Genomic DNA, 22,907 nt, shown 5'->3' with positions numbered 1-22,907 from the left:
TCCTCCGAGTTCTTTCCTACTGTTCCCAGATCCGCTGTTCCCTGTTCCCTTGAGCCATCAATTCGATGACTTCATCCTAACTACCAAACGGTTTCAAAATTTAAACTAAATCCAGGTAATACTTCTTCTGCAGATAGCGTCTTAGGAGAGTTAAACACCTTCACCTGTTGTTGAGGTTTATAAATTTCTACGATTCTATTTTTGGGATCGATTAACCAGCCTAAGCTTATGCCATTGTCTAAATATTCTTGCATTTTTTGTCTTAAACTTTCCATCGTGTCAGTACGGGAGCGTAACTCAAGGACAAAATCAGGACAAAGGGGTGGGAAAGTGTCTTGTTGTTCTGGTGTGAGTTGATTCCAGCGTTCTATTTTGACCCAACTGACATCAGGAGAGCGATCGGCACCATTAGGAAGACGAAAAGCACAAGAAGAGTCAAAAACAACTCCGAGTTTGGTTTGATTGTTCCAAATAACAAATTGTGCAGATAATTGTGCGTTGCGTTTTCCCGTATTGCCTCCTGTAGGGGGCATAACAATTAATTCTCCATTAGCAGTACGTTCGAGGCGCTTTTCTCGGTTAGCAGTAGCGAGTATTTGGAATTGTTCTTTTGTAACTTTGAAGGTCGGGGGAATGTTAATAGTATTCATCCTGGTTATTCTTTGTATCCACAATTTCACAAACTAAGTTAGTAGTTATTATACTACTTTTCGCACTTCATTCTGTAGTATAGCGTTTTTTAAGCTAGTAATGTACAAGTTTTCGGGTTTTAGGGAGCAGGGAGCAGGGAGCAGGGAGCAGTGAAGTCAGAAGAGGGAAAAGGTAAAAAAATATATGTACCTCATTAGGGTACAAACCGCTATACATAAGATTAGGAATTGATCGATCGCACTCCTTGTGATAAATTCGGGTATACTAGTAAATCTTCTTTCCTATGTTTATGTAATTGTGCCGAAACAAGATTCTTTTAAACAAATTCCTTTTAATCGCAAAATTTCAGTTCAGCGATCGCGATACCTTCTTCCCCTGCTACTGAATACAGTAAGTATGTTTTTTCTCCTTCGGTGTAAATAGCTGGATCGCGCAGTTCTCGCACCGGTTCTTCTGCAACACCAACTTCCGAAGAGACAATAGGTAAAGCAACTCCCTCATAATCCATTTCTGGTTCAATAACTGTCACTGGTTCTGAAGGAATCCACTTGTCCCAATCCTTGCTTAAATCCACGTAGCTCATTAAAACACGTTCAGGAGCATCGCCATATCTGGAGTAGAATACGAGCAATCGGTCACCTTTTACCAATACAGCACCGTGTCGTAGGTTAGGTATAAAATCTTGTCCTGGCTCAAAAGTAGTCACACCGTCTTTTGACCGCAGTACAATTCCAGCTATGGGACGGTTGTTCATCACTGTACCATACCAATTGTTGGCAATGGCATAGTGGAATCCGTTGTGCTGGAAAACTCGAAAATAGTATGGTCCAAGTATCTCTGGCAAAGCAGTAAAATGCAGACCATCTTGAGATTTTGCCAGCATTGTCACCTGATCGTACTTATCCCTCCCCTCATAGTCGCCATGAAAGTACATCCGTATTTCTTGGGCTTCATTGTCAACATGGACATCTGGAGACGCAATATGATCCAAGCAAGTTGTTTCATCCAAGTGTAGGGTTCCCTGCTCATAGATCTTCCATTCTCCTTCTAGAGAGTCGGCATAGGCAAGACGAATATATTTACCCAAGTGATGAGCAAAATAAAGATAATAGCGTCCTAGGGGATTTTCAATCCAGTTAGGAACACGAATCAGGGATGGACCATTAATGTTAGCACCACGATCACCTTCTAATCCTGGCATTCCCTGCTTAATAATTGGATTTATTGGGAAACGTACAGCTTTAATTGGGAATTTCATATATCTTCACAGGGATTTTCAATGAGTATTGGCAATTATCCCACAACCACATATAGTGAAAACGGTTGCTATCAACTGTTATAAAACGTTTGTTTTGCATGAGTTTCATCTCTAATTTTTGATATCGCCTTCTAATTTTTAAATTCCCCGGTTAATAATTTTATTTATTAACCGGGGAATTTAATAGTTGCTATAATGTTCATTAATTTCAACATCAACTTTAAGCAATACGAAGTCGATGTTCGTAAAGCTTTTCGTAATAAGGCAAACAAAAATTATAAGCATTTTGTAAGTGTTTATTATCTTCCACTGCCACATAATTATCTTTTTTTTGCTCCTTGAAGCCACTACTAGACATTGCGTTAGCGATCCAAGTTCCTCCGTCCCAATTAGTAAGTTCGGGACGGGATTTCGGTTCCCATTTTAGGGCTTCTTTAATGAACGGTATACCAACAGCATCGCAGTAAGCTTTAACTGTTGATTCTGGTTTTTGTACCAGATCGTCCGAGTCAATTACTACTGGAATTTTTCCACTGACTTCTTTCGCCATTTCAAATAGTTTGTAGATTTCAGCATAACCGGTTTCTTCTAAAGTAAAATCAGGCCACTTGTCGTAAAATGATGGGAGCATTTGAGCGGGATGACGCACCAGAAAAGTATTTTCAAATATAGACAAAAATTCTCGATCGGCTACGTGGAACATATAATAAGCCATATCCTTGATAAAAACAGCCTGGGAATCTGCCTGTTGTTTTAGCCTTTGCCATGTTGTTTGGTAATTATATTCAGGATTGAGTTCTATATCTGGATAACGATTAGTATCGCGACGGTCTGGGGAGTTGTAGTAAGATAAGCCAAAAGGTTCGTGAACAATAAGAAAATCACCTCTTTGGAGCATCATAGTTTCAAAGGCGGTGGAGGTTGAGCGAAGGGTTGCCCATAAAGCTAATATTTTTCTCATGGTTTTTCTCTTTGTTGGTAATTTGATAGTTAATCAGAGATTGTTGATAGTGCAATTAGTTTAGAGATTGCAGTTGCTTTCCAGACAAGTCCTCAGGGTTTGGGCTAGAACTCCAACATTTGGTTCTCCCATCATCGTGAAATGGTTGCCTGGAATCTCATAAATTGTCACAGGTTCAGCAGAAACCTTACCCCACCCCCAAGTTGGGTCTTCCAGTATTGTTGTTTCACCGAGGGTAGCCTCAAAGACTTCTGTTTCCATAGCTCGGAAGAAAGTAATTGAAGTTGGGTAACTCTCCTGTGGTATATAGTCAACATCAGCTTGGACGTTAGCTTTGTAAACTTGAAAAATACGTTTTAGTTCATCTTGGCTTAATTTAAAACCAGCTATGCTCAATCTTTCCAGAAGATAATTTAACTGTTGCTCCTCTCCAATAGATTGAAGTGTTTCAGGATCAACGTTGACCGCTTCTCCTAAAGAACCTTGATAAAAACTGCTGATATCGTTGATGAGTTTAGTATTGTCCCAATCAGCAAAATCTTGATATTTTTGAACATTTGTCCCTAAACCATCCATTATGGCAAGTAAAGCTACCTCCTGTCCCTGATTTTTTAACTGTTGAGCCATCTCAAAAACCACCTTTCCTCCTGCTGAATGACCGCCCAGAAAATATGGCCCCTTAGGCTGAACGGCTTGTAAGGCTTGGATGTGGTGGGCTGCTATGTCTTCCATCCGGGTTAATGGCTTTTCGTCCTCATCTAAACCAAGCGATCGCAAGCCGTATAAAGGTTGCTCTGAAGCAAGGTGTTGTGCCAAGGGATAGATATCGAAAACATTACCCAAGACTCCGGGGGCAAAGAACAGAGGAGGTTTTGAACCATTTGGCTGAATCGATACTAAAGTAGAACGGTAGGAGTTATCCTCGACTATACCTTGTTTGATGGAGGCATTGCTTAAACTTTTTGAGTCCTGAAAGCCAAGAACTTCTTGATCCAAATAGCTAGTCAACGCTTCGGGTGTTGGATAGTCAAAGAGTAAAGTAGAAGGCACAGACAAACCCAGACTCAATTGGAGAGTATTTCTCAACTCAATAGACATCAAAGAATCTAATCCTAAGTCTATGAGTTTTTGCTCTAATGTTATTCGCTCAGGAGCAATTCCGAGTACTTTGGCTACCTGCGCGCGGACGTGAGTAACCAATAATCCCTGACGCTCTCCCATAGGAGCTGTCTCTAATTGCTTACGCAAATCAACCGACGGAGATGATACTTGTTGATGCTGGTTATTTCGTTCTTTTACAGATTTAAGTTTGACCCATTGATCGATACGAGCTTGTAAATCTCCACTAGATACAATAATTTGATCGAGTTCTGGAGTGGATAAAACCTTTTCAAAGGCTTGGATACCCTCTTCTGGAGTTATGGCAAATTCAGCCAGCCCTGCTGCAATGTCATAATTTCGATCTTGTTTTGGGAATTCCCAAGTCTCCCAGTTTACACTCAACCAAGGAACCGAATTAACCCGGTTCTGCTGGTGAACGAAAACATCCATAAACAGATTGGCTGCCGAGTAAGCAACGTCCCCCAAACCCCCTAGCACTGATGCGATGGAGGACATTAAGATACAAAAGTCAAGGTTTTTGTTCTGCAAAACCTTTGATAAGACTATGGTTCCCTGTACTTTTCCGTGAAAGTGCTGCCAAATATCAGTTTTAGTTATTTCCTTGATGGAACACAATGCCTTGTCTCCGGTAAACATAACACTGTGGATGACTCCATTGATGTTACCAAAGCGAGCCTCTGCTTGTGCGATCGCTTCTTCCATTTGTTGTCCATGGGCTACATCAGCATTGAGTACCATCACCTCCGCTCCCATAGCCTCCATAGCCTGCAATTTCTTAATTTTCCGACTAATCCGATCTTCTGCATCGTGGGTGGCTAGCCATTGAGACCAATCATCCCTGGCAGGAAATAAGGAACGTCCCGTTAAGATTAGTTTGGCCCGTACAGTTTTTGCCAAGTGTGACCCTAGGGACAGACCAATCGCCCCTAGTCCACCGATAATGAGATAAACCCCTTCTTTTGTCAGAGGTAATGTCCCTGTTCCAGGTGTTTCTAATCCCACAGGTTCAAACTTTTGCACCCAGCGATGTTTACCCCGGTAAGCGATGGTTAAATCTTCCGACTGTGCTGTTATTTCCCCCAGTAGTTGGGTTACAAGTTTTTCCTGCTTTTGCTTTTGGGATGGGGGAAGAACAAGATCGATACTGCGACAGTTTATATTGGGATATTCTTGTCCAATAACTTTACAGGCTGCCAGCAGGGTTGCTTTCTCTGGAGATAATACTTCTTCTCCGCTCACTTCCTGCAGGTTGTTTGATACAACTGTAAGTTGGAGTGAATTGATAAAATTCAGTTTTTCAAGGGCTTGGACAAGAAATATCAGGCTGTATAAACCCAAATCCTGAGACGCTTCAAAAGATTCTATTCCTAATTCTGTGTGGTTATTTGGGGTGACACTCCACAGATGAATAATGCTACTGGGGTTTTTATTCAGTTGTTTCAGTTCTTGGAGTAGGGTATGGTAGTCATCAGCTTGGGTGGGATTAATGGTGTAGAAGCGATCGCTTTGCTTAGCAAACTCCGAACCGGGACTCACCCTTACAACGTCACTGCCCTGTATGTCCAGTTTTTCTGCTAGTTCCTCTCCGAGTCCGCACTCATCGATAAATACTAGAGTGTCAGACTCAAGCAGCTTTTCACCTGGTTGATAAGCAGGGGGAATAGACCGTTTCCAAGATGGAATATAAAACCAGTCAGCAATATCCGGCTTTTTACCTATATCTTTTGGTGCGATCGCTTTTAGCGCTGGCGCTACCGCGCCAATCGCTCCTGGGGATGTTGAAGGGGCAGTTATTCCCATTAAACTATCCTCTGGACTCACCCAATAACGTTGCCTTTGAAAAGGATAAGTGGGTAAGGGAATGCGATGACGAGCAAAGTCTTGGTCAAAACCGAGCCAATTGACTGGCACACCATGCAAATACAGTTCTGCCAAACTGGTTAATATTTGTTGCCAATCTTCTTGTCCAGGACGCAGACTAGGTAACCATAACCCTTGATGTTCGGGGAGGCACTGACGACCCATTCCTAATAAAATTGGTTTGGCTCCAATCTCTACCAATACATCTATCCCAAGCTGTTCCAAGGTTGACATACTAGCCATAAATTGTACTGGTTGCCGGAGATGATCGCACCAATAGTTGCTGGTGGTTATTTCTTCTGTGGCTAGTTCTCCGGTAACATTGCTGATCAGTTTTAACTGTGGTAGATTAAACCGCACCTGTGCCACCACCTGCTCAAACTCTGCCAATATCGGTTCCATCAAGGGAGAGTGGAAAGCATGGGAAACAGTTAATTTCTTGGTTTTGACTCCCTTTGCGGCAAGATTGCGCTCAATTGTGTTAATTGCGGCTCTTTTTCCCGAAATTACCACACTCTGGGGCCCATTAATCGCAGCCAAAGACACATCCCGGCCATAGGGTTTAATTGCTTCTGCTGCGTCTGCAACTGAAGCTAACAACGCTAGCATTTCTCCATCTTGGGGTAAGGATTGCATCAACCTACCCCGTTGGGCAATTAGTTTCAGTCCGTCTTCTAGGCTAAAAACCCCAGCAACACAAGCCGCCACATACTCCCCAATGCTATGACCCATTACTACATCCGGTTCGATACCCCAGGATTTCCACAACCCGGCCAGGGCATATTCAATAGCAAAGATGGCAGGTTGGGTATAGCTTGTTTGGTGAATGGGTGAGTCAGGTTCTGTTTCCGGTTTATTGTTATCTAAATCTGGGTAGAGAACTTCCAACAAGGGAATATCTAAGTAGGAACGGAGGATGCGATCGCATTCGTCTAAATTTTTGCGGAAAGTGGGTTGAGTTTCGTAGAGTTGACGACCCATACCAATATACTGAGAACCTTGTCCGGTAAACACAAAGGCAATCTGCTTGGTAGAGTCTGCTTTGAGGGAGTGAATTGTTGGGGGTTCGGAACTATCGTTGATATCAACAGGCTTTCCAAACCTTTGCAACTGCTCCAGAAGGTCTTGAGTGGAGCCAGCAATAACAGCCAAACGATGGTTAAAATGCTGACGTCCACCATTGGCAGTAAAACAGATATCGGCAATCTCCCCTTCCCGATGAGACTCCAGATAAGTTATATAATTCTGTACCGACTCTGCCACAGCTTGCTCTGTTTGCCCTGATAGAGTCAAAATATGCACAGAACGTTCACGTTTGCCTTTTGACTTACTTTTTTCGATCCCCCTCCCGTCCCCCTTAGCAAGGGGGAAGCCATAGGAGGCTTCGCTGTTGCCCCCCTGATTAAGGGGGAAGCCATGGGATGCTTCGCTGTTGCCCCCCTTAGCAAGGGGGAAGCCATGGGATGCTTCGCTTATGCCCCCCTGATTAAGGGGTAAGCCATGGGAGGCTTCGCTGTTGCCCCCCTGATTAAGGGGTAAGCCATGGGAGGCTTCGCTGTTGCCCCCCTTAGCAAGGGGGAAGCCATGGGATGCTTCGCTGTTGCCCCCCTGATTAAGGGGTAAGCCATGGGATGCTTCGCTTATGCCCCCCTTATTAAGGGGGGTTAGGGGGGATCCACTTTCAACTTGTTTCGGGGCTTCCTCTAGAACAACATGGGCATTGGTTCCACCCATACCAAAGGAACTGACTCCAGCACGGAGAGGGGTGACCTTTGGTTCCCATGGGGTGAGGGCTGTATTAACGTAAAAGGGACTATTGGGGAAATCTATGTTGGGATTGGGTTCTTTAAAGTGCAAGCTTGGCGGAATGGCTTTGTTATGGAGTGCCAGCACTGTTTTAATTAGACCTGCTATCCCTGCGGTGACATCGAGATGCCCGATATTAGTTTTCACCGAGCCAATCGCGCAAAAATTATTGTCCTGGCTGTTCGTACTTTGTCGAAACGCTTTTGTCAGTGCTGCAATCTCAATTGGATCTCCCAGGGGTGTCCCAGTTCCATGGGTTTCCACATAACTCACCGTCCTAGGATCTATGTTAGCCATAGCCAGTGCTTCGGAAATGGCTGCTATCTGTCCTTCTATGCTAGGAGCTGTGTAGCTAACTTTAACCGCCCCATCATTATTAATTGCTGACCCTTTGATGGTGGCATATATATGGTCTCCATCAGCGATCGCTTCCTCTAATCGCTTCAAGACAACTATGCCAACTCCACTACCAAATAAGGTTCCTTGACCTTCAGCATCAAAAGCACGACAGTGACCATCGGGAGACAACATCATGCCTTCTTGGTATAAATAACCAGTCTTTTGAGGAACGAAGATCGAAACCCCCCCAGCTAGTGCTAAGTCAGATTCACCACTGCGTAAACTCTGACAAGCTAAGTGAACCGCAACTAGTGAGGTGGAACAGGCAGTTTGAACATTAACACTAGGCCCTTTTAGGTTCAATTTGTAGGAGACCCGCATGGGTAAGTAATCTCCCCCATTGCCTAGGTCGGTATGCACATCTTTAGTGCCCCTAAATAGACAATGGGTAAGCAAAGGACTTGTCCGAGAAGAGCCTAAGCTATGAGATATATTATTAATTAGGTAGGTACTGGGACTCGAACCCCCATAAACTCCCACCGAACCTGGATAATTTCCAGGATTATAACCAGCAATTTCCAGCGCTTCCCAAGCACATTCCAGGAAAAGCCGATGTTGGGGGTCCATTAGTTCAGCTTCTTTATCGCTGTAGCCGAAGAACTCAGCATCAAATAGGTCAATATCTGGCAAGATAGGACTGGCTTTAACATAATTGGGGTGTTCGATCCAGTTGGGATCTTCTAGCTCAATTTCGCGATCGCTAAAGAAGGAAATTGATTCTACCCCATCTCGTAAATTGTTCCAGAAAGCATCGGTATTGTTTGCCCCAGGAAACCGACAAGACATACCAACTATGGCTATATCAGAGCCATGCTGGATGGATTTATTTCTTTTTTCGTAGCGCTTAACCGCTGTTTTTCCTACCTGTTCTTGTTCCAAATATTGAGCCAGAGTAGCAATAGTTGGGTGTTCAAACAGTGTTGTTACAGGTAGATGTATTGCCAAGATTTTGCTCAGGTTTTTGTGAACCCGGATCAGCAGTAAAGAATTACCACCTAAATCGAAGAAATTATCATTAATTCCTACTTCCTCTAACTGAAGTACTTCTTGCCAAATCTGAGCAATACCTTTCTGTGTATCCGATTGGGATTTGACTAAAGGTACTGCCAATTCTGGGCGAGAATGGTCTATACTTGGTAGTTGGCGACGATCCAACTTACCCATCGGTGTCATGGGAATTTTATCGATTACCACAAATACCGATGGAATCATGTGAGGTGGTAAATGGTCTTGTAAATGATGACGTAACCTTAATTTTAGCTCCCTAATCTGCTGGGGTTCAGTGCTTTTTTGCTGAGGTACGAAATAGGCTATCAGTTTCTTTTCTGCTTCTTCTTTTCCTTGAATAATAACTACACAGCTTTTTATTTCCGGATGTTCTAATAAGGTGTTTTCAATCCCAGCTAAGGATACATTATACCCCCGCAGATTGACCATATAATTACAACGACCCCTAATTTCTAGTTTGCCGTTGGGTAAAATAGCTGCTAAATCTCCTGTTCTGAAAAAGCGACTACCGTTAATGTCAACAAGCTTTTGAGCAGTCAATTCTGGTTTATTCAAATAGGCTTGAAATAGGCAGGGACTCTTAATATACATCTCCCCTTCTTTCCCGGTCGTAACTTGCTGCCCATTCTCATCCAAGAAAATTATTTCATCGTCCTCAAAAGGAGTGCCGACAGCACAGAATCCTGATGGTAAATCTTCACTTTCTCGCAGGTTATCAATAGCAACAGTAAAACATTCATTTATGCCATAATAATTAAGTAAGCGAGCAGATGGTAGTCTATCTATTAATTGATTTTTTACTTGTTGTGTTAGTGCTTCTCCGGTTACACAAACAACTTCCAATCCTGATAATTTGGCAGTAATAGTTTCGATTTCAACTGTATTAAAAATACTTTGTATTAAGGAAGGAGATATGGTGATTTCCTTGATTTTATTTTGAAATATAAAATCTAAAAATCGCTCATGATCGTAAATTATTTCATCAGGAACAATATATAGAGTTGCACCTTTAATCCAAGGTCTATATATTTCCCATGGAAATAATAAATAGGTTATGGGATATCCTGATTTACTGGGACTTACTTGCTCTCGCCTTAATTCCCCAGTAATAATCGCTTGATGGGTTAAGATTATCCCTTTTGGTTCTCCTGTACTTCCCGATGAGTAGATTATATTAGCGATATTTTCAGGAGCTATTGACGGTAGTTCTAAATCTAATGTGGGGGGTGAGTTCCAATTAGTTTTACTATCTATAAGTAAAATTTTTATAGCAATTTCACTGCTTATTTTTTTAGTATATGTACTTTTGGTAATAATTAAACTAGGTTGAGCATCTGCTAGCATTTTGGCAAGCAAAGCATCGGGATACTTTAATTCTAGGGGCATAAATACTCCCCCAGCTTTCATAATAGCTAGAGAAGCAATAATAAAGTCTTGGGATTTTTCCAGTAAAACTCCAACAGGTTGATTTAAGGTAACCCCTTGTTTTTGAAGGTAACCCGCTAAGTTATCTGTCAACCGATCTAATTTTTGATAGGTAATTGAATTTGTCCCATCTACGATGGCAATTGCCTCTGGCGTTCTTTGTGCTTGTAATTTGAATAGTTTAGGTAAGCTTAGCAAATTTTGCATACACAAATTAAGTCTTTGTAAATTATCATTTTTGATGCTATAGCGGTTTTCACTTTAATTCAATACAAGATGAGTGGAATGGACATCCCTGTGCGTCATAATTTTATCACATGAATTGGTATTCCATTCAACTGAAAACCGCTATAATATATTATTGTCGAAAATTTATCTACCAACTTTCCGTCTCTAGGCGAGACAAAAAAAGGTTGTAATTAACCCACCATCATCGGCTTATTTATCTAATCAACTAAGTATTAAAGTATTTTGCTACAGGATGATGAGCAACAAACGCCGTGGTAGACTGTTCAGGTAGTAGATGCTCACTTTCGTTCATGTACACATCAATGCGAGAGGTATCGAGTAAATCCATTTGTTTGAATTGATCTGCCATATTAGGGCAAGCAGGATAACCGAAACTATAACGAGATCCTCGATAGCGTTGGCGCATTATATCGGTTATAGTATCCGGCTCTTCTGACCCAAATCCTAACTCCTTACGGATTCTAGCGTGCAACCAGTCCGCTATGGCGTCTGCCATCTGCATCGCCACACCATGATAATAGTGGTAGTCAAGATAATTATCCGCTTCAAATAGCTTCTGTGCATGGGTGGTTCCTATTTCACCTGCTGTTACAATTTGCATGGGGAAGACATCGATTTGACCTGATTCTTTAGTGGCATAGAAATCCGCAATACAAAGACGTTTTCCTCCCCGTTGACGGGGGAATTCAAAGGTTGTTAGCAGTTTGTCGTGATCTTCTGGATCGTAGACATACACTGTATTCCCTTCAGCGTTACAGGGGAAATAGCCATAAATGGCTGCCGGATGTATTAGGTCATCGGCAATAACTTTTTCTTTCCATTCTTCTAAAACTTGATAAGCTTTTGTGGCTAAAAACTCATTATAATCTTGTTGTGATTGATCTTTTAGCTTACGGAATCGCCACCGTCCCACGTATAAAAGCTGTACATCTACATAAGGGTAAATGTCTTCAATTGATATGTCTCCATCTTTTAATACTTGAGTTCCCCAAAAAGGAGGAGTAGGGCGTTCTACATCTAAAGTTACTACATGGGAACGCTTAGTATCAATTACCACCGATTTTTTTGCCGATGATTCTTTTGCCAAAGATTCTTCATTATAAACAAATGAGTCATTCATATAAAGTTTATATTGATTTGCTTCGGCAAATGGCATTTGCCCCATCTCTTCTAAGGTTAGTGCGGGGGGAGGTGAATTTTCTTCATCTAAAAATCCTTTCAGGTCGTCCCAATTATCGTCAGCTTTTGCTGACATTAGTTTATCCATAAAATGCCAATCAACAAAAGCATTTTTTCCATAGACAACTTGACCTTTATAGGTATTTTTGCAATCCTTTTCCACAAACTTAGGCGTTAATGCAGCGCCACCTAAGATAACAGGAACGGTAATGCCTTTTTCATTAAAAATTTCTAAATTATGCTTCATAACTGCCATAGTCTTGATCAACAAGCCACTCATGGCAATGCAGTCTGGTTGATTTTCTTCGTAGGCTTTGAGAATGTTATCGATTGGTTGGTTAATGCCTAAATTGATTACCTTGTAACCATTGCTAGAAAGGATAATATCAACTAGATTTTTACCAAGATCGTGGAGGTCACCTTCTACCGTCGCAATCAGACATTTACCCTGAGTAATATCCTCAGCTTCTTCCTTATCCATATGGGTTTCTAAATACGCTACCGCCGCTTTTTTAGTCTCCGCCGATTTTATAACGGACGGTAACGGAATTTCTCTTGAACCATATAAGTCGCCGACAGTCCTCATAGCCTCTAAGAGGCAAGTGTTAATAATCTGTCGGGGGGAATAGTCTTTTAATGCTTCATCTAAAGCTTCCTCTAAACCAATAGAGTCAGCATCAATAATATGTTGTTTGAGTTGTTTGAGAGGTTCTAAAACGATTGTGTTCATTGTTAGTTGTGGGAGCTCGACACCCATTGATAAGATAGCTAAAGTTTTTATTGCTAAATCAATACTGATTTGGTTGATACCCTTCAGTATACAAAGCTAGCCATGTTGCAATTTGCCTATTGTATGTACATCGGGATATTCCAGCATGTCAGTCAACAACACAAATTACAAATTATTATTTAGCAACCACAATTTAAAGTTTTCCATAACTTACTAGAATAAGTCTAGTAAATTGATGTAAATTTTTGTAAAGCAGCATGTCTACCAGCGATTCTACCAAACACCACGCATTCAGTTAAAGAAGAACCCCCCAGGCGAGAGGCACCATGAATACCGCCTGTCACTTCTCCTGCAGCATACAAGCCTTGAATAGGCTGGCCATTATTATCAATAACTTGAGCTTTAGGGTTGATGGTAACACCTCCGATAGTGTAATGTACCTTAGGCCACAATCGCATAGCATAATATGGAGCATGGAGAGGTTTTGCATCTAATGGAATAGGCTTTTGCCAACTCTCATCTTTCTTATTCTCGACATACTTGTTGTAGCGATCGAGAGTTTCTTTTAAAGCTTGATAAGGCAGAGAATATGCTGCAGCAAGTTCCTCCAAGTCTTCAAACCTTTTAACAATATTCCTGCTTAAGTACCGATCCATACTGTGACCAGAAATGTTTATACCTTCCAAATCAGCAATACCAATGCTGGGTTGACCAACGTCTAAAATTGAATCTGCTCTAATTTTTCTGTCTGCTAATTCATTAAAAAACCGCTTTCCTGTTAAGGGATGAACCACTATCCCATAGGGAAAAACTGTATAAAAAAATTCGGTAGCAATTTTATCAGCTTTCTCGTCAGGAGAACTCCAAGGTGATAACTGAATATATTCTAAATGGACAGAACTAGCACCAATCTTGATCGCCTCTAGCATTCCTTCTGCTGTAGTATCCAAACGATTAGTATTACCTACGGTGCTGGTTAGACGAGCATCATGAAGCATTCGGAAAGCAACATCTCCGCCAAAACCACCAGTAGCTAAAACGACACCGGTATTTGCATAGACTGCTCTAGCTTGGTTTTGCTTTTTGTCATAAACTTCAATCTCTCGAACATCCTTTCCGAACTTCGTGAGGGAAATATTGGTTTTGATCTCAATGCCCAACTCCTTTACCTTTGAAAGAAGAGGTTTCACAATTGCTGTTCCAGAACAATTGTGTAGCAGATGGATACGAGGAACAGAATGACCCCCAAAGATTATGGGCTTATGTCTAAATTTGGCAGCTAAATATTCAGTAAGCCACTCTAGTACAGAATTAGACTGTTGAGCAACTATCTTAGCCAGATATGCATCATTCATATTCAAGCCAGCTCTCAACATATCCTCATACATGAGTTCCCAAGAGTCTACAATACCGTATTGTTTCTGAAAATCACTCCCCGCAACCGCAATCCCTCCATCACTCATGATGGAATTTCCGCCACAGGCGCTACGCTTTTCTAGAACAACTACCGATGCACCAGCATTTTTGGCTTCAACCGCAGCCGCTAGTCCAGCAACTCCACTACCAACAACTACCACATCTGCCTCTGTATCCCAATTAGAGAAAGTAGACTTATCCATCACTTCACTACTATTGTTAATCTGCTGTTAACCTCTCTCTGTAAGAATCATTTTACTATAGACAGGACACATAAATATGTCTAGCATAAACGGCTCGTTCGGTTTAATCTCCTGCTTAAAAAACGGCGTTGCTGATTATGGGTATGGTTTTGCCCCCCTAGCCCCCCTAGCGAGCAATCCCTCGCTAGGGGGGAACAAAACTATCAAGCGATGCAGCGCGGTCTTGGGGAGCCAGTGCGGTCTTGGGGGTTCCCCCCATGAGCAACTGGCGTGGTTTCCCCCACTCGCTATTGCATCAAGACAAGTCCCCCAGAATTGGGGGACCAACGGGGGCTTTGATAAAACCAAATGATCGCGCCTTCATTCCTTAATTCAGCAACGCCTAAAAAACAGAAGCTTTCACCATCGCTTATCTGTAATTTTATAGTCATCAGCTGTTTTTTTTATCGATAGGATAGCCTTCAAATAATTTATCATCAATTTAGGTAATTGTGCCGAAACAAAATTCTTTTAAACAAATTCCTTCTGCAACTTCTTGGTCGTCTATTTGTAGAATAGCGGCTCTATATTCCAAGGATAGCTTACTTTCCATAGTCAATGGTTGATTTCGCTTGATGCTCGACCAAGTTGCGAAAGTTTTTTTGTCGAATTTCAAGTGATATTTTTTATCTTGAATGCGGCCATGGGCACTGGTTTGGCGATGGTAAGAATCTTCTCCACTTAACAATATTTCTTTTTCTGTTTCGGAGGTGTTCAGGAGCTTGAAATAATTGTATTTTTCTTGGCCAAATGTCGCTTCAGCACTCCAAATTATTCCGTAATTAGGGAAAAATGCGTGAACAAAGTGGTAGCCCCAAAACTTGGGGTAAGCTCCCTGATAAATTTTGCAATAACCTATACCTTTTTGAGTGCGATCGCCTGTGGAAACTGTGCAGACGAGTTTTGGTTGGTGAATAACGGCGCGATGATTTTTTTCAGCAGGAACCGCCCAAGTGAATTCGGCGGCAACTTGGAATTGAATTTCTATATTAGCTTCAGGCAAACAAATGGTTCCGGTTCCATCGTTGTTTTTGATAGAAATGTGTTGATTTGAGCGTTGGTGTTCGGAGGTATTGATAAGTTCCAGGGAGTAGCCCTTGGTGTCGCTCCACCAGGCTGAGTAATGCTCGATTGTTCCAGTTTTGAAATATCTTAGAGCAAGTAGAGAACCGTCTTCGAGAAAGAAATGGTATTGTTCACTATAAACAGAGGTTGTAGAGGAGAAATATGTATCAGGTACTTGGTAAATTTTTGGAGCACAAGGTTTTTTGGCAAGGATGGAGGAGCCACCAATCTTGCCGCTTTCAAACAAGTCGCTAATGGTTTGATAAAATTGACGACGGTGTTCATAAACGTTTTCACCGACTAGTTTTATTGATTCTTCTTTTGATTGGAGTAATTTTTGATAGCGTTCTTTTACCCAACGTTTCCATCCTGTTGTTAAATCGATGAAACAAATATCAGCAAATCCTACACGTTCGAAGTGATTTCGGTAGGTTTCGCGGGTTGGTACATAAGAGGATTGAACAACTTCTTCTAGAGTGGTTTTAACGTCTGGTGTCAGAGTGCCATTGGCCACGTAATCTTCGATATAGATCAGGCCGTTTTCCTTCAAAGAGCGAAAACAAATTTCCAGTATTTTATCGCGGTTTTCAATGTGTAAAAATGACAGAAACGAAATGATGCTGTCAAATGAGCTTGGCAACAGGGCGTCAATGACTTGGGGACTTAGAATACTGCCTGTGAGGTATTGGATGCGTTTGTCAAGTCCCACTCGTTGGGTGAGTTCTTGGGCAATTTCGTTAAAACTCTTTCTTAATTCCACACATTGGATGTGACATTCCGTTTTATAACTAATGTATCGAGCCGGCCCACCAATACCGCTGCCAATGTCCAAAACTCGCGAGTTGGGGGATAGTGCCAAACGATCGATAGCGCGATCGCAAGCTTTGGTGCCAAAGTAGTGGTATTGGTCTAGGTGATCCAATTCTAGCAAATCTTCGATTTGCAAAGGACCTGTGGCTTTTCCTTTTTGTTTCAGTGCTTGGCGAATACTATGGATGCGCCAATCGTAAATCAAAGCTTCGTCTTTTGAGAGAGGATATTGTTTTTCTGGTTGTGATAGTGTCATGGTTATTCCAAGGTAAGATTGTGTTTGAAAAGTCAAAAATCCTGGTTATTTGGGAAGGATTTCGGCTCAAGCATTTCGGATGGAGTAGATAAAAATGGCTCTACCCAACCTAGTATGCAGAAAAACGCGCTTATTGCCCACTAAGTATGAGGCCACTAAGTATGATTGGGCAGGTGATTGATAAAAAATCATTCTTTCAAAAACTAAAACTCCCGCCCAATCAAGATTAGATTAATTATTTCCTGACAGTTTTACATCGCCAATTTGGTAGACCCATAAAATCCTTACAAGCTCCAACTTTACTTAACAGTTCTACCTTTTTCCGGACTGGTTTAGGTATTTTGGGTATAGACCAGTTTTTCGGGATCTTTTTTAGGGCTCTCCAAATTCAGTAATAGTAAGCATTCAGCTATCAGCTTTTGAATAAAAGAGGTAAGCATTCGTTTAATCTCTGTTACGTCTGCTGCGATGGTATTTATAGTCTTTGGCTTTTGGGCAAATCCCCAGACTTTCAATTATCTAAAATCTCTCAATATTAAATTCTCCCGTTCAAGGTTTATTTTAAGCTGACGGCTGACAGCTGACGGCTGAATGCTTACCAGTAAGAATAACGGCATTCATTAACTCTGTCATGGTTGTTCGGAATTCCTCCTGCTCAAGATTCCCGTAAGATAGCTCTGATTTCCATTAAAATTTCTCCCAGGCGATTCTTACCGCTCCTATCTTTACCACAACCCCAATAATAATCCTGGGGAGCATCTTCCACAATGAGTTCGTCCCCTGTCCTCAGCAGAATTTCGCGGAGATCAGCATGGGTTTGAAACTTACAGAGTAAGCCTCGCCCCATAACATCCTCTTTGATGTCTTCCCAATCCCTGCGCAGAGGACGAGTACGCTCTCGTCCCATGCTCGCAGCTTCTGCGGGAGTCTTGCAACAGCGAATTTCTTCTACATGGGAGGTACCAGCAAATTTCTGAGCTTGGAAATAATGCTCTGAGGTGGGCCACCAGAGTCCGTCCAGTTCAAACCCATGGGGGGAAAAGTTGGAGAAACAACCATAGGGCTTTTCGCTAATGTCGTAAAAGTAAATCGTCACAGCTTGACTCCCAAGAATTTTACCGCAGGCGAAAATGCAAAATGCCCCACTGCATGTACCCTTTTTCGTAATACTCGATCCAGGGTTCAATGCTTTTCAAGGTTTTATCGGCCAATTCGGTGGAAGTCATTGTGACTACCTCCTGATAGCGTTCGCGCACTTCTTTCCCAAATCGTCGATAATGGATAGGCACATTTTCCGAAAGGTCAATAAAGTGCAATTCCTCAAAACCCAATTCCTGGGCTGTCTGACTATAAAAGCGATAGGAACCCATATCCTTGATACCCAGACGGTCAAAGGCTGGTTGCAGTAGCCCTGGTGGACAAGTCTCCTTTTGCATGGGGTCAGTAAAAATCAACTCTCCCCCAGGCTGCAAAACCCTCTTAATTTCTTCAAAGACCTGAGTGCGATCGCTACTGTGTAAAATCGCATCCTGGGACCAGACAATATTAAAGGAATTGTCTGGATAGGGAATATCCTCAAAACTCCCCTGAGTTACCTCAACCAAGTGGGCTAAATTCTGCTCTTGGTTCAGTTGGCGGTTCCGTTGATTTTGCCGCTCGCTTAAATTGAGACAGCAGACAGAACAACCGTAGGTTTTGGCCAGATACCGCGCCGCCCCTCCATAACCAGCACCTAGATCGATGACTCGTGAATCGGGAGCTAGATTTTCCAGAGTTTGGGCAATTGTTTCCACCGTGCGCTTGGAGGCATCATGGATCGGTTCATCCGAACTCTTGTATATCCCATAAGTGATATGCTCCCCACCCCAGAAAGTAGCATACAATTGGTCTGTTTCTGCACCATCATAATAGGTTTGCGCTGTTTTCACCGCTTCTGAATAAGTGGTATTCATACCGCTATTTCCTTGGGTTCTAAACTTAGAGAAAGTTGTGGAGATTTCCACCAACGATCCCCCTGTACTAAGGTGTGAACTTGCCAACTGGGTGAGGTTTGGGGATAATCGCTGCGGTAATGTCCGCCCCGACTTTCTGTGCGTAATGCTGCACTTTTGAGAATTAAATGGGCAATATCCAGGAGATTGAATGTTTCTGCAGCCGTTCGCAATTGCTGCTCCGCTAATGGTGACTCAAATTTAACTGTTTGGTTGGGCAGTAAATCAAGCAGGTATTGACTCACCTCTAAGCCAGCCAATTCAGAGCGCCAAGAATTAACTTGAGCAAGGGCTGCTTCTAAAACTTCCTGGGAGCGACAAATTCCTGCACTTTGCCACATCAGGGAGGGTAAACTTTGCCTTACTAAGGCTATCTTCTCGATGTCCCTTTCCCAGTCACCTTTCTCTTTTATAAAGGGTAGGGATTCCGCCAGAACTGGATTAGGAGCTGTTTGAATCTCAGCTAATTGGGCGGCAAAAACCAAGCATTCCAATAAGGAATTACTCGCTAAGCGATTGGCACCATGAACTCCCGTACTAGCTGTTTCACCAATGGCATATAGCCCTGGAATCGAGGTGCAACTGGTCAGATCGCAAGCCACTCCTCCCATCCAGTAATGGGCAGCAGGTGCAACGGGAATGGGTTGTTTGAAGATATCAATGCCCCAATGTTGACATACGTTAATAATATTGGGGAAACGATAGCGAATTTGCTCTGGCTCAATGGGTTGCAAGTCTAAATAAACATTCCCGTGGCTAGGATCGGCGGAGGTTTTTTCTAAGTGACTAAAAATTGCCCGACTTACCACATCTCTAGGAGCCAATTCCCCTGAAGGGTGGTAATTAAAAGCAAAGCGATCGCCTTTGTGATCGACTAAATGTGCCCCCTCTCCCCGGACAGCTTCTGTAATCAAAAAGCGAGGTGCCCCTGCTTTGGTTAAAGCCGTGGGATGAAATTGGAAAAACTCCAAATCTCTAACAATTGCCCCAGCCCGCCAAGCCAGTGCTACTCCATCTCCTGTACTTACGCCTGGGTTAGTTGTCTGGGCAAACACTTGACCGCCACCACCTGTTGCTAGGATTACCGCAGAAGCTCTTAGCCAAGATATCTGACCTTGATGGAGGAGGCTAATCCCCTGACAATGACCAGTTGCTGGATTGAGCCATAAATTCAAAGCCACTGCGTGAGATAGCACCTGAATATTGGGACGCTCCAATACTTTGGCAGTGAGCGTATCCACAATTGCTCGACCTGTGGTGTCTGCCGAATGGAGGACGCGGGGACGAGAGTGAGCTGCTTCTAGGGTCATGGCTAGCTTTTTGCCTTTGCGGTCAAAGGCTACCCCCATCTTGACCAGAGAGTCAATGGCAGCAGAGGCATTTTCTACCAGAAACTTGATCGCCTCGCGATCGCAAAGACCAACACCCGCTCGCTGGGTATCCTCTAGGTGAAGCTCTGGGGAATCAGATGGGTCAATAGCAGCAGCAATTCCTCCCTGAGCCCAGTTGCTAGAGCCTGTTTTTAGGGTATCTTTGGTAATCAAACCTACCTGCAAATGAGCAGGTAGACAAAGGGCTGCATATAGCCCAGCCGCACCACTGCCCACCACTATGATGTCAAATTGGGAGGGAGTATTGGCAGATGGGAAAGGCTCGTCAGGGGATGATTTAAAATCTTGCACGATAGATCATATGTCGCTAATTTTTGATTGATTAATTCCTAAGCAGTTATTCGTTTGTACAAGACAAATTGGTTATAAGCTATATAAAATAACTTATAACTTATACTTTTGTCAAGTAATTTTGTCAAGCTGCTCAGGGGCAGTATAGCACTACACTGATAACTCCAACATCCGTTGAATTGGTCGCAACGCCGCTACTCGGATGTCTTCCGGCATAGTAATTTCTGGTGTTTTCTGCTTCATGGCTAGATACAGCTTCTCCAAAGTATTGAGCCGCATGTGAGGGCATTCGTTACAGGCACAATTGCTATCCATACCTGGAGCAGGGATGAAATTTTTCTGGGGTGCCCTCTTTTGCATTTGGTGAATAATTCCTGGCTCAGTAGCCACGATAAATTCTTCCGTTGAACTTTGCTGGATATACTTTAATAAACCTGTTGTGGAACCAATGTAACTGGCATGACGCAATAGAGGGGGTTCGCATTCTGGATGGGCAATAAACTCCGCTTCAGGATGCTGTATTGTGAGTTCCACGATCTTTTTCTCAGAAAAGGTTTCATGGACAATACAACTCCCCTCCCACAGGACTAACTCCCGTCCGGTTTGCTCCATGACATAGCGACCTAAGTTCTTATCTGGGGCAAAAATAATCGGCTGGTCTTTCGGAATTTGGTTGACGATTTTAACTGAGTTAGAACTGGTGCAAATGATATCGCTCATCGCTTTAATGCCAGCGGAGCAATTAATGTAAGATACCACTAGATGGTCGGGATGGGCTGCTTTGAAGGCCGCAAATTCTTGGGGAGGGCAACTGTCAGCTAGGGAGCAACCTGCGTTTAAATCTGGGAGTAGTACCAATTTATTGGGGTTAAGGATTTTGGCAGTTTCTGCCATAAAGTGAACCCCAGCAAAGACGATGACATCTGCTTCTGTAGCCGCCGCTTGTTGAGAAAGACCGAGAGAATCGCCGATGTAGTCAGCAATATCTTGAATATCTGGCTCTTGGTAATAGTGAGCCAGAATAACTGCGTTTAATTCTTGTTTGAGGTCTTCAATCGCTTCAAACAGGTCTTTGGGCGGATACTCCAACTCTAGGGTTGTTTTTGGGATGACATTTGTAAACATCGTATTATTTCCCTATTTCTGACTAGTTTACAGGTTTTTGAATATTTTCTTTCTTTAAGAATTATTAAATATTCGCACTGGGTGCTGTACTATAAAAACTTCATTAAGTTATGGACTTTTAATGCTATCTTTATGCTATTTTAATGCTGCCATCGACTAGGCTAACCTCATGGGATCGCAACATAAAATGATCTATTTGCATAACTTCAGCAGCCAGTTCTATTAGGTTTGGGTGCATCTCAATGAATGAAATTAGGCAAAAATGAGATGCACCCGATTAGATTTAACTATTATTAGTTCCTATATCTTTTATCCGAATTGGTTGTTCGTTAATTTTCAATTAACAATTTAACCACCTGATTCAAACCTTATTTCCTTAAGGTCTCACCAATAGCATGACCCTTGGGTTTGAAAACACTCTTCATTAACACCTCATGCACCAACACGGCTACAATAAAGCCTGGACAAACTTCGGATAGGATGTTATTAAATCCTAAAAATCGCCAGAGGATAGCAGTACTCAATCCCGCCAACATCATAGAGTTCAAGGCTAAATAATGAGTGCGCCTTTTCAATAAGATAATCAGCATGGCTGGACCGAGGGAACTGGCCACAGCTCCACTAGCAAAAAGAACCAACGAAAACACTGTGGAGGAAATAGAAATCGTCGCAATTACAGCGAGTATTCCCACCACTAAGGTCATGAATTGCTCGTATTTCACGCCATATTTCCGGGACATCCTCTGATGCAAAGTCGGGGAAATATCTCTAGCGATCGCACTGGAACAAACCAGAAGTTGGGAATCTGCTGTAGAGGCAATGATGGAAAAGACACCAGCCAACACAATACCGACTAAAAAGGGATTAAACTGTTGTGTAGCTTAGAAGGGCAAGGCTTGTCCTCCCGTTACGCAGTACACTAAAATGGAAGCTGCTGCGATCAAAGCTCCAATGGTAGGGTCAACTCCAAAAAATACATCAAGGGTCTTGGCAGCTGCAGCAAATTGTGCGGCAGTATAGGCTCCGATAAATACAACAGTGATCACAGCAACGATCAACGTGATTATTCGTCTGCCTTGAGGCTTTTTGACTGTAGAGCCTAGGAATTCCGGAATAGTTTGGGAGTTTTCCTTTCTGGATATCTGGTTTATTTTATCCGGGAAAAAAGTCCAAAAGGTTACCTCACCTAAGAACATGGCAATTACCATCAGCAGAGCAGAAACTCCCATGGAGTAAGCCATTCCCACGGCTCCGATCATAATCCATCCACTGTTTCCCGTTGCGCCAGCACTCAGACCCACAAAGACTTTCCCAAAAGAGCGTGAGCCAAGTAAGTAGTCTGATTCTGTATTATCGGAAGATTTAGCAGCTAGAGCCCCAACCCACAAAAAAATTACTAGAAACAATCCAAAACTGAAAATTGTAATACCTGATTCCATTAGTTTTTATCTAAGGTTTTTTGAGGTTTAACTGCTCCGGTTGGCAAACTCCAAAGCTATGAATACCATGTATGAATACTATGGGATAAAACTGAACCCAATTCTCCCGGATGTCTGCCACTAAAAATTTTTCCTCGCTTTTGGTAATGGGTAATGGTCGTCTAATTAACGATTAGCCATGACGCCATAATCAGCACTCTAATCTCTTTTATATAAAAGGAATTAGAGTGCTT

Annotated in this window: 13 protein-coding genes and 1 pseudogene; all 14 read right to left on the bottom strand. The window is 42.5% G+C overall.

Annotated elements, in window-relative coordinates; all coding sequences use genetic code 11:
- Window positions 1-80: 80 nt before the first annotated feature.
- Complete coding sequence (locus BJP34_RS29420; RefSeq protein WP_070395409.1) at window positions 81-650, bottom strand: Uma2 family endonuclease; 570 nt, start codon at window positions 648-650, stop codon at window positions 81-83.
- Window positions 651-982: 332 nt separating this feature from the next.
- Complete coding sequence (locus tag BJP34_RS29415; RefSeq protein WP_070395408.1) at window positions 983-1,909, bottom strand: hypothetical protein; 927 nt, start codon at window positions 1,907-1,909, stop codon at window positions 983-985.
- A 220-nt stretch (window positions 1,910-2,129) separates the two neighbouring features.
- Window positions 2,130-2,870, bottom strand: a complete 741-nt coding sequence (locus tag BJP34_RS29410; protein ID WP_070395407.1) for a hypothetical protein — start codon at window positions 2,868-2,870, stop codon at window positions 2,130-2,132.
- A gap of 60 nt (window positions 2,871-2,930) precedes the next feature.
- A complete protein-coding gene (locus BJP34_RS29405) occupies window positions 2,931-10,697 on the bottom strand; it encodes a type I polyketide synthase (protein WP_070395406.1) in 7,767 nt (2,588 codons plus the stop codon).
- Window positions 10,698-10,944: 247 nt separating this feature from the next.
- Window positions 10,945-12,648, bottom strand: coding sequence for a vitamin B12 dependent-methionine synthase activation domain-containing protein (locus BJP34_RS29400; protein WP_324610973.1), 1,704 nt, complete (start codon window positions 12,646-12,648; stop codon window positions 10,945-10,947).
- A 224-nt stretch (window positions 12,649-12,872) separates the two neighbouring features.
- Window positions 12,873-14,267 (bottom strand): flavocytochrome c, encoded by a 1,395-nt coding sequence (locus tag BJP34_RS29395; protein ID WP_070395404.1) that lies wholly within the window; start codon window positions 14,265-14,267, stop codon window positions 12,873-12,875.
- 481 nt (window positions 14,268-14,748) lie between these two features.
- On the bottom strand, window positions 14,749-16,437 hold the full coding sequence (locus BJP34_RS29385; RefSeq protein ID WP_070395402.1) for an SAM-dependent methyltransferase: 1,689 nt from the start codon (window positions 16,435-16,437) through the stop codon (window positions 14,749-14,751).
- Window positions 16,438-16,769: 332 nt separating this feature from the next.
- Entirely contained in the window at window positions 16,770-16,952 is a 183-nt protein-coding gene (locus BJP34_RS29380) for a hypothetical protein (RefSeq protein WP_070395401.1), read from the bottom strand.
- Window positions 16,953-17,092: 140 nt separating this feature from the next.
- Window positions 17,093-17,533 carry an NADAR family protein gene (locus BJP34_RS29375; RefSeq protein ID WP_070395400.1) on the bottom strand — a complete coding sequence of 147 codons (441 nt, stop codon included), beginning with the start codon at window positions 17,531-17,533 and terminating at the stop codon, window positions 17,093-17,095.
- A 19-nt stretch (window positions 17,534-17,552) separates the two neighbouring features.
- The gene (locus BJP34_RS29370) at window positions 17,553-18,389 is read right to left on the bottom strand and encodes an SAM-dependent methyltransferase (RefSeq protein WP_070395399.1); all 837 of its coding nucleotides are present in this window, start codon (window positions 18,387-18,389) and stop codon (window positions 17,553-17,555) included.
- Window positions 18,386-20,110 (bottom strand): L-aspartate oxidase, encoded by a 1,725-nt coding sequence (gene nadB, locus BJP34_RS29365; protein WP_070395398.1) that lies wholly within the window; start codon window positions 20,108-20,110, stop codon window positions 18,386-18,388. Before nadB ends, BJP34_RS29370 begins: the two co-directional genes overlap by 4 nt.
- A 150-nt stretch (window positions 20,111-20,260) precedes the next feature.
- Complete coding sequence (gene nadA / locus BJP34_RS29360) at window positions 20,261-21,235, bottom strand: quinolinate synthase NadA (RefSeq protein ID WP_070395397.1); 975 nt, start codon at window positions 21,233-21,235, stop codon at window positions 20,261-20,263.
- Window positions 21,236-21,603: 368 nt separating this feature from the next.
- A pseudogene (locus BJP34_RS29355) lies at window positions 21,604-22,092 on the bottom strand (sodium:solute symporter family transporter); the annotation flags it as partial.
- 24 nt (window positions 22,093-22,116) lie between these two features.
- Window positions 22,117-22,674 (bottom strand): sodium:solute symporter family transporter, encoded by a 558-nt coding sequence (locus BJP34_RS29350; RefSeq protein ID WP_070395395.1) that lies wholly within the window; start codon window positions 22,672-22,674, stop codon window positions 22,117-22,119.
- Window positions 22,675-22,907 lie beyond the last annotated feature (233 nt).

Origin of the sequence: Moorena producens PAL-8-15-08-1 (assembly GCF_001767235.1) — a bacterium.
GTDB lineage: Bacteria > Cyanobacteriota > Cyanobacteriia > Cyanobacteriales > Coleofasciculaceae > Moorena > Moorena producens_A.
This window is presented reverse-complemented; position numbering and strand designations above follow the sequence as displayed.

Excerpts from the sequence above, each read along its gene's own strand:
- nadA (WP_070395397.1), bottom strand. The coding sequence starts at position 21,235 with ATGTTTACAAATGTCATCCCAAAAACAACCCTAGAGTTGGAGTATCCG.
- BJP34_RS29400 (WP_324610973.1), bottom strand. The coding sequence starts at position 12,648 with ATGAACACAATCGTTTTAGAACCTCTCAAACAACTCAAACAACATATT.
- BJP34_RS29370 (WP_070395399.1), bottom strand. The coding sequence starts at position 18,389 with ATGAATACCACTTATTCAGAAGCGGTGAAAACAGCGCAAACCTATTAT.
- BJP34_RS29410 (WP_070395407.1), bottom strand. The coding sequence starts at position 2,870 with ATGAGAAAAATATTAGCTTTATGGGCAACCCTTCGCTCAACCTCCACC.
- BJP34_RS29415 (WP_070395408.1), bottom strand. The coding sequence starts at position 1,909 with ATGAAATTCCCAATTAAAGCTGTACGTTTCCCAATAAATCCAATTATT.
- BJP34_RS29350 (WP_070395395.1), bottom strand. The coding sequence starts at position 22,674 with ATGGAATCAGGTATTACAATTTTCAGTTTTGGATTGTTTCTAGTAATT.
- BJP34_RS29420 (WP_070395409.1), bottom strand. The coding sequence starts at position 650 with ATGAATACTATTAACATTCCCCCGACCTTCAAAGTTACAAAAGAACAA.
- BJP34_RS29385 (WP_070395402.1), bottom strand. The coding sequence starts at position 16,437 with ATGACACTATCACAACCAGAAAAACAATATCCTCTCTCAAAAGACGAA.
- BJP34_RS29395 (WP_070395404.1), bottom strand. The coding sequence starts at position 14,267 with ATGGATAAGTCTACTTTCTCTAATTGGGATACAGAGGCAGATGTGGTA.
- BJP34_RS29405 (WP_070395406.1), bottom strand. The coding sequence starts at position 10,697 with ATGCAAAATTTGCTAAGCTTACCTAAACTATTCAAATTACAAGCACAA.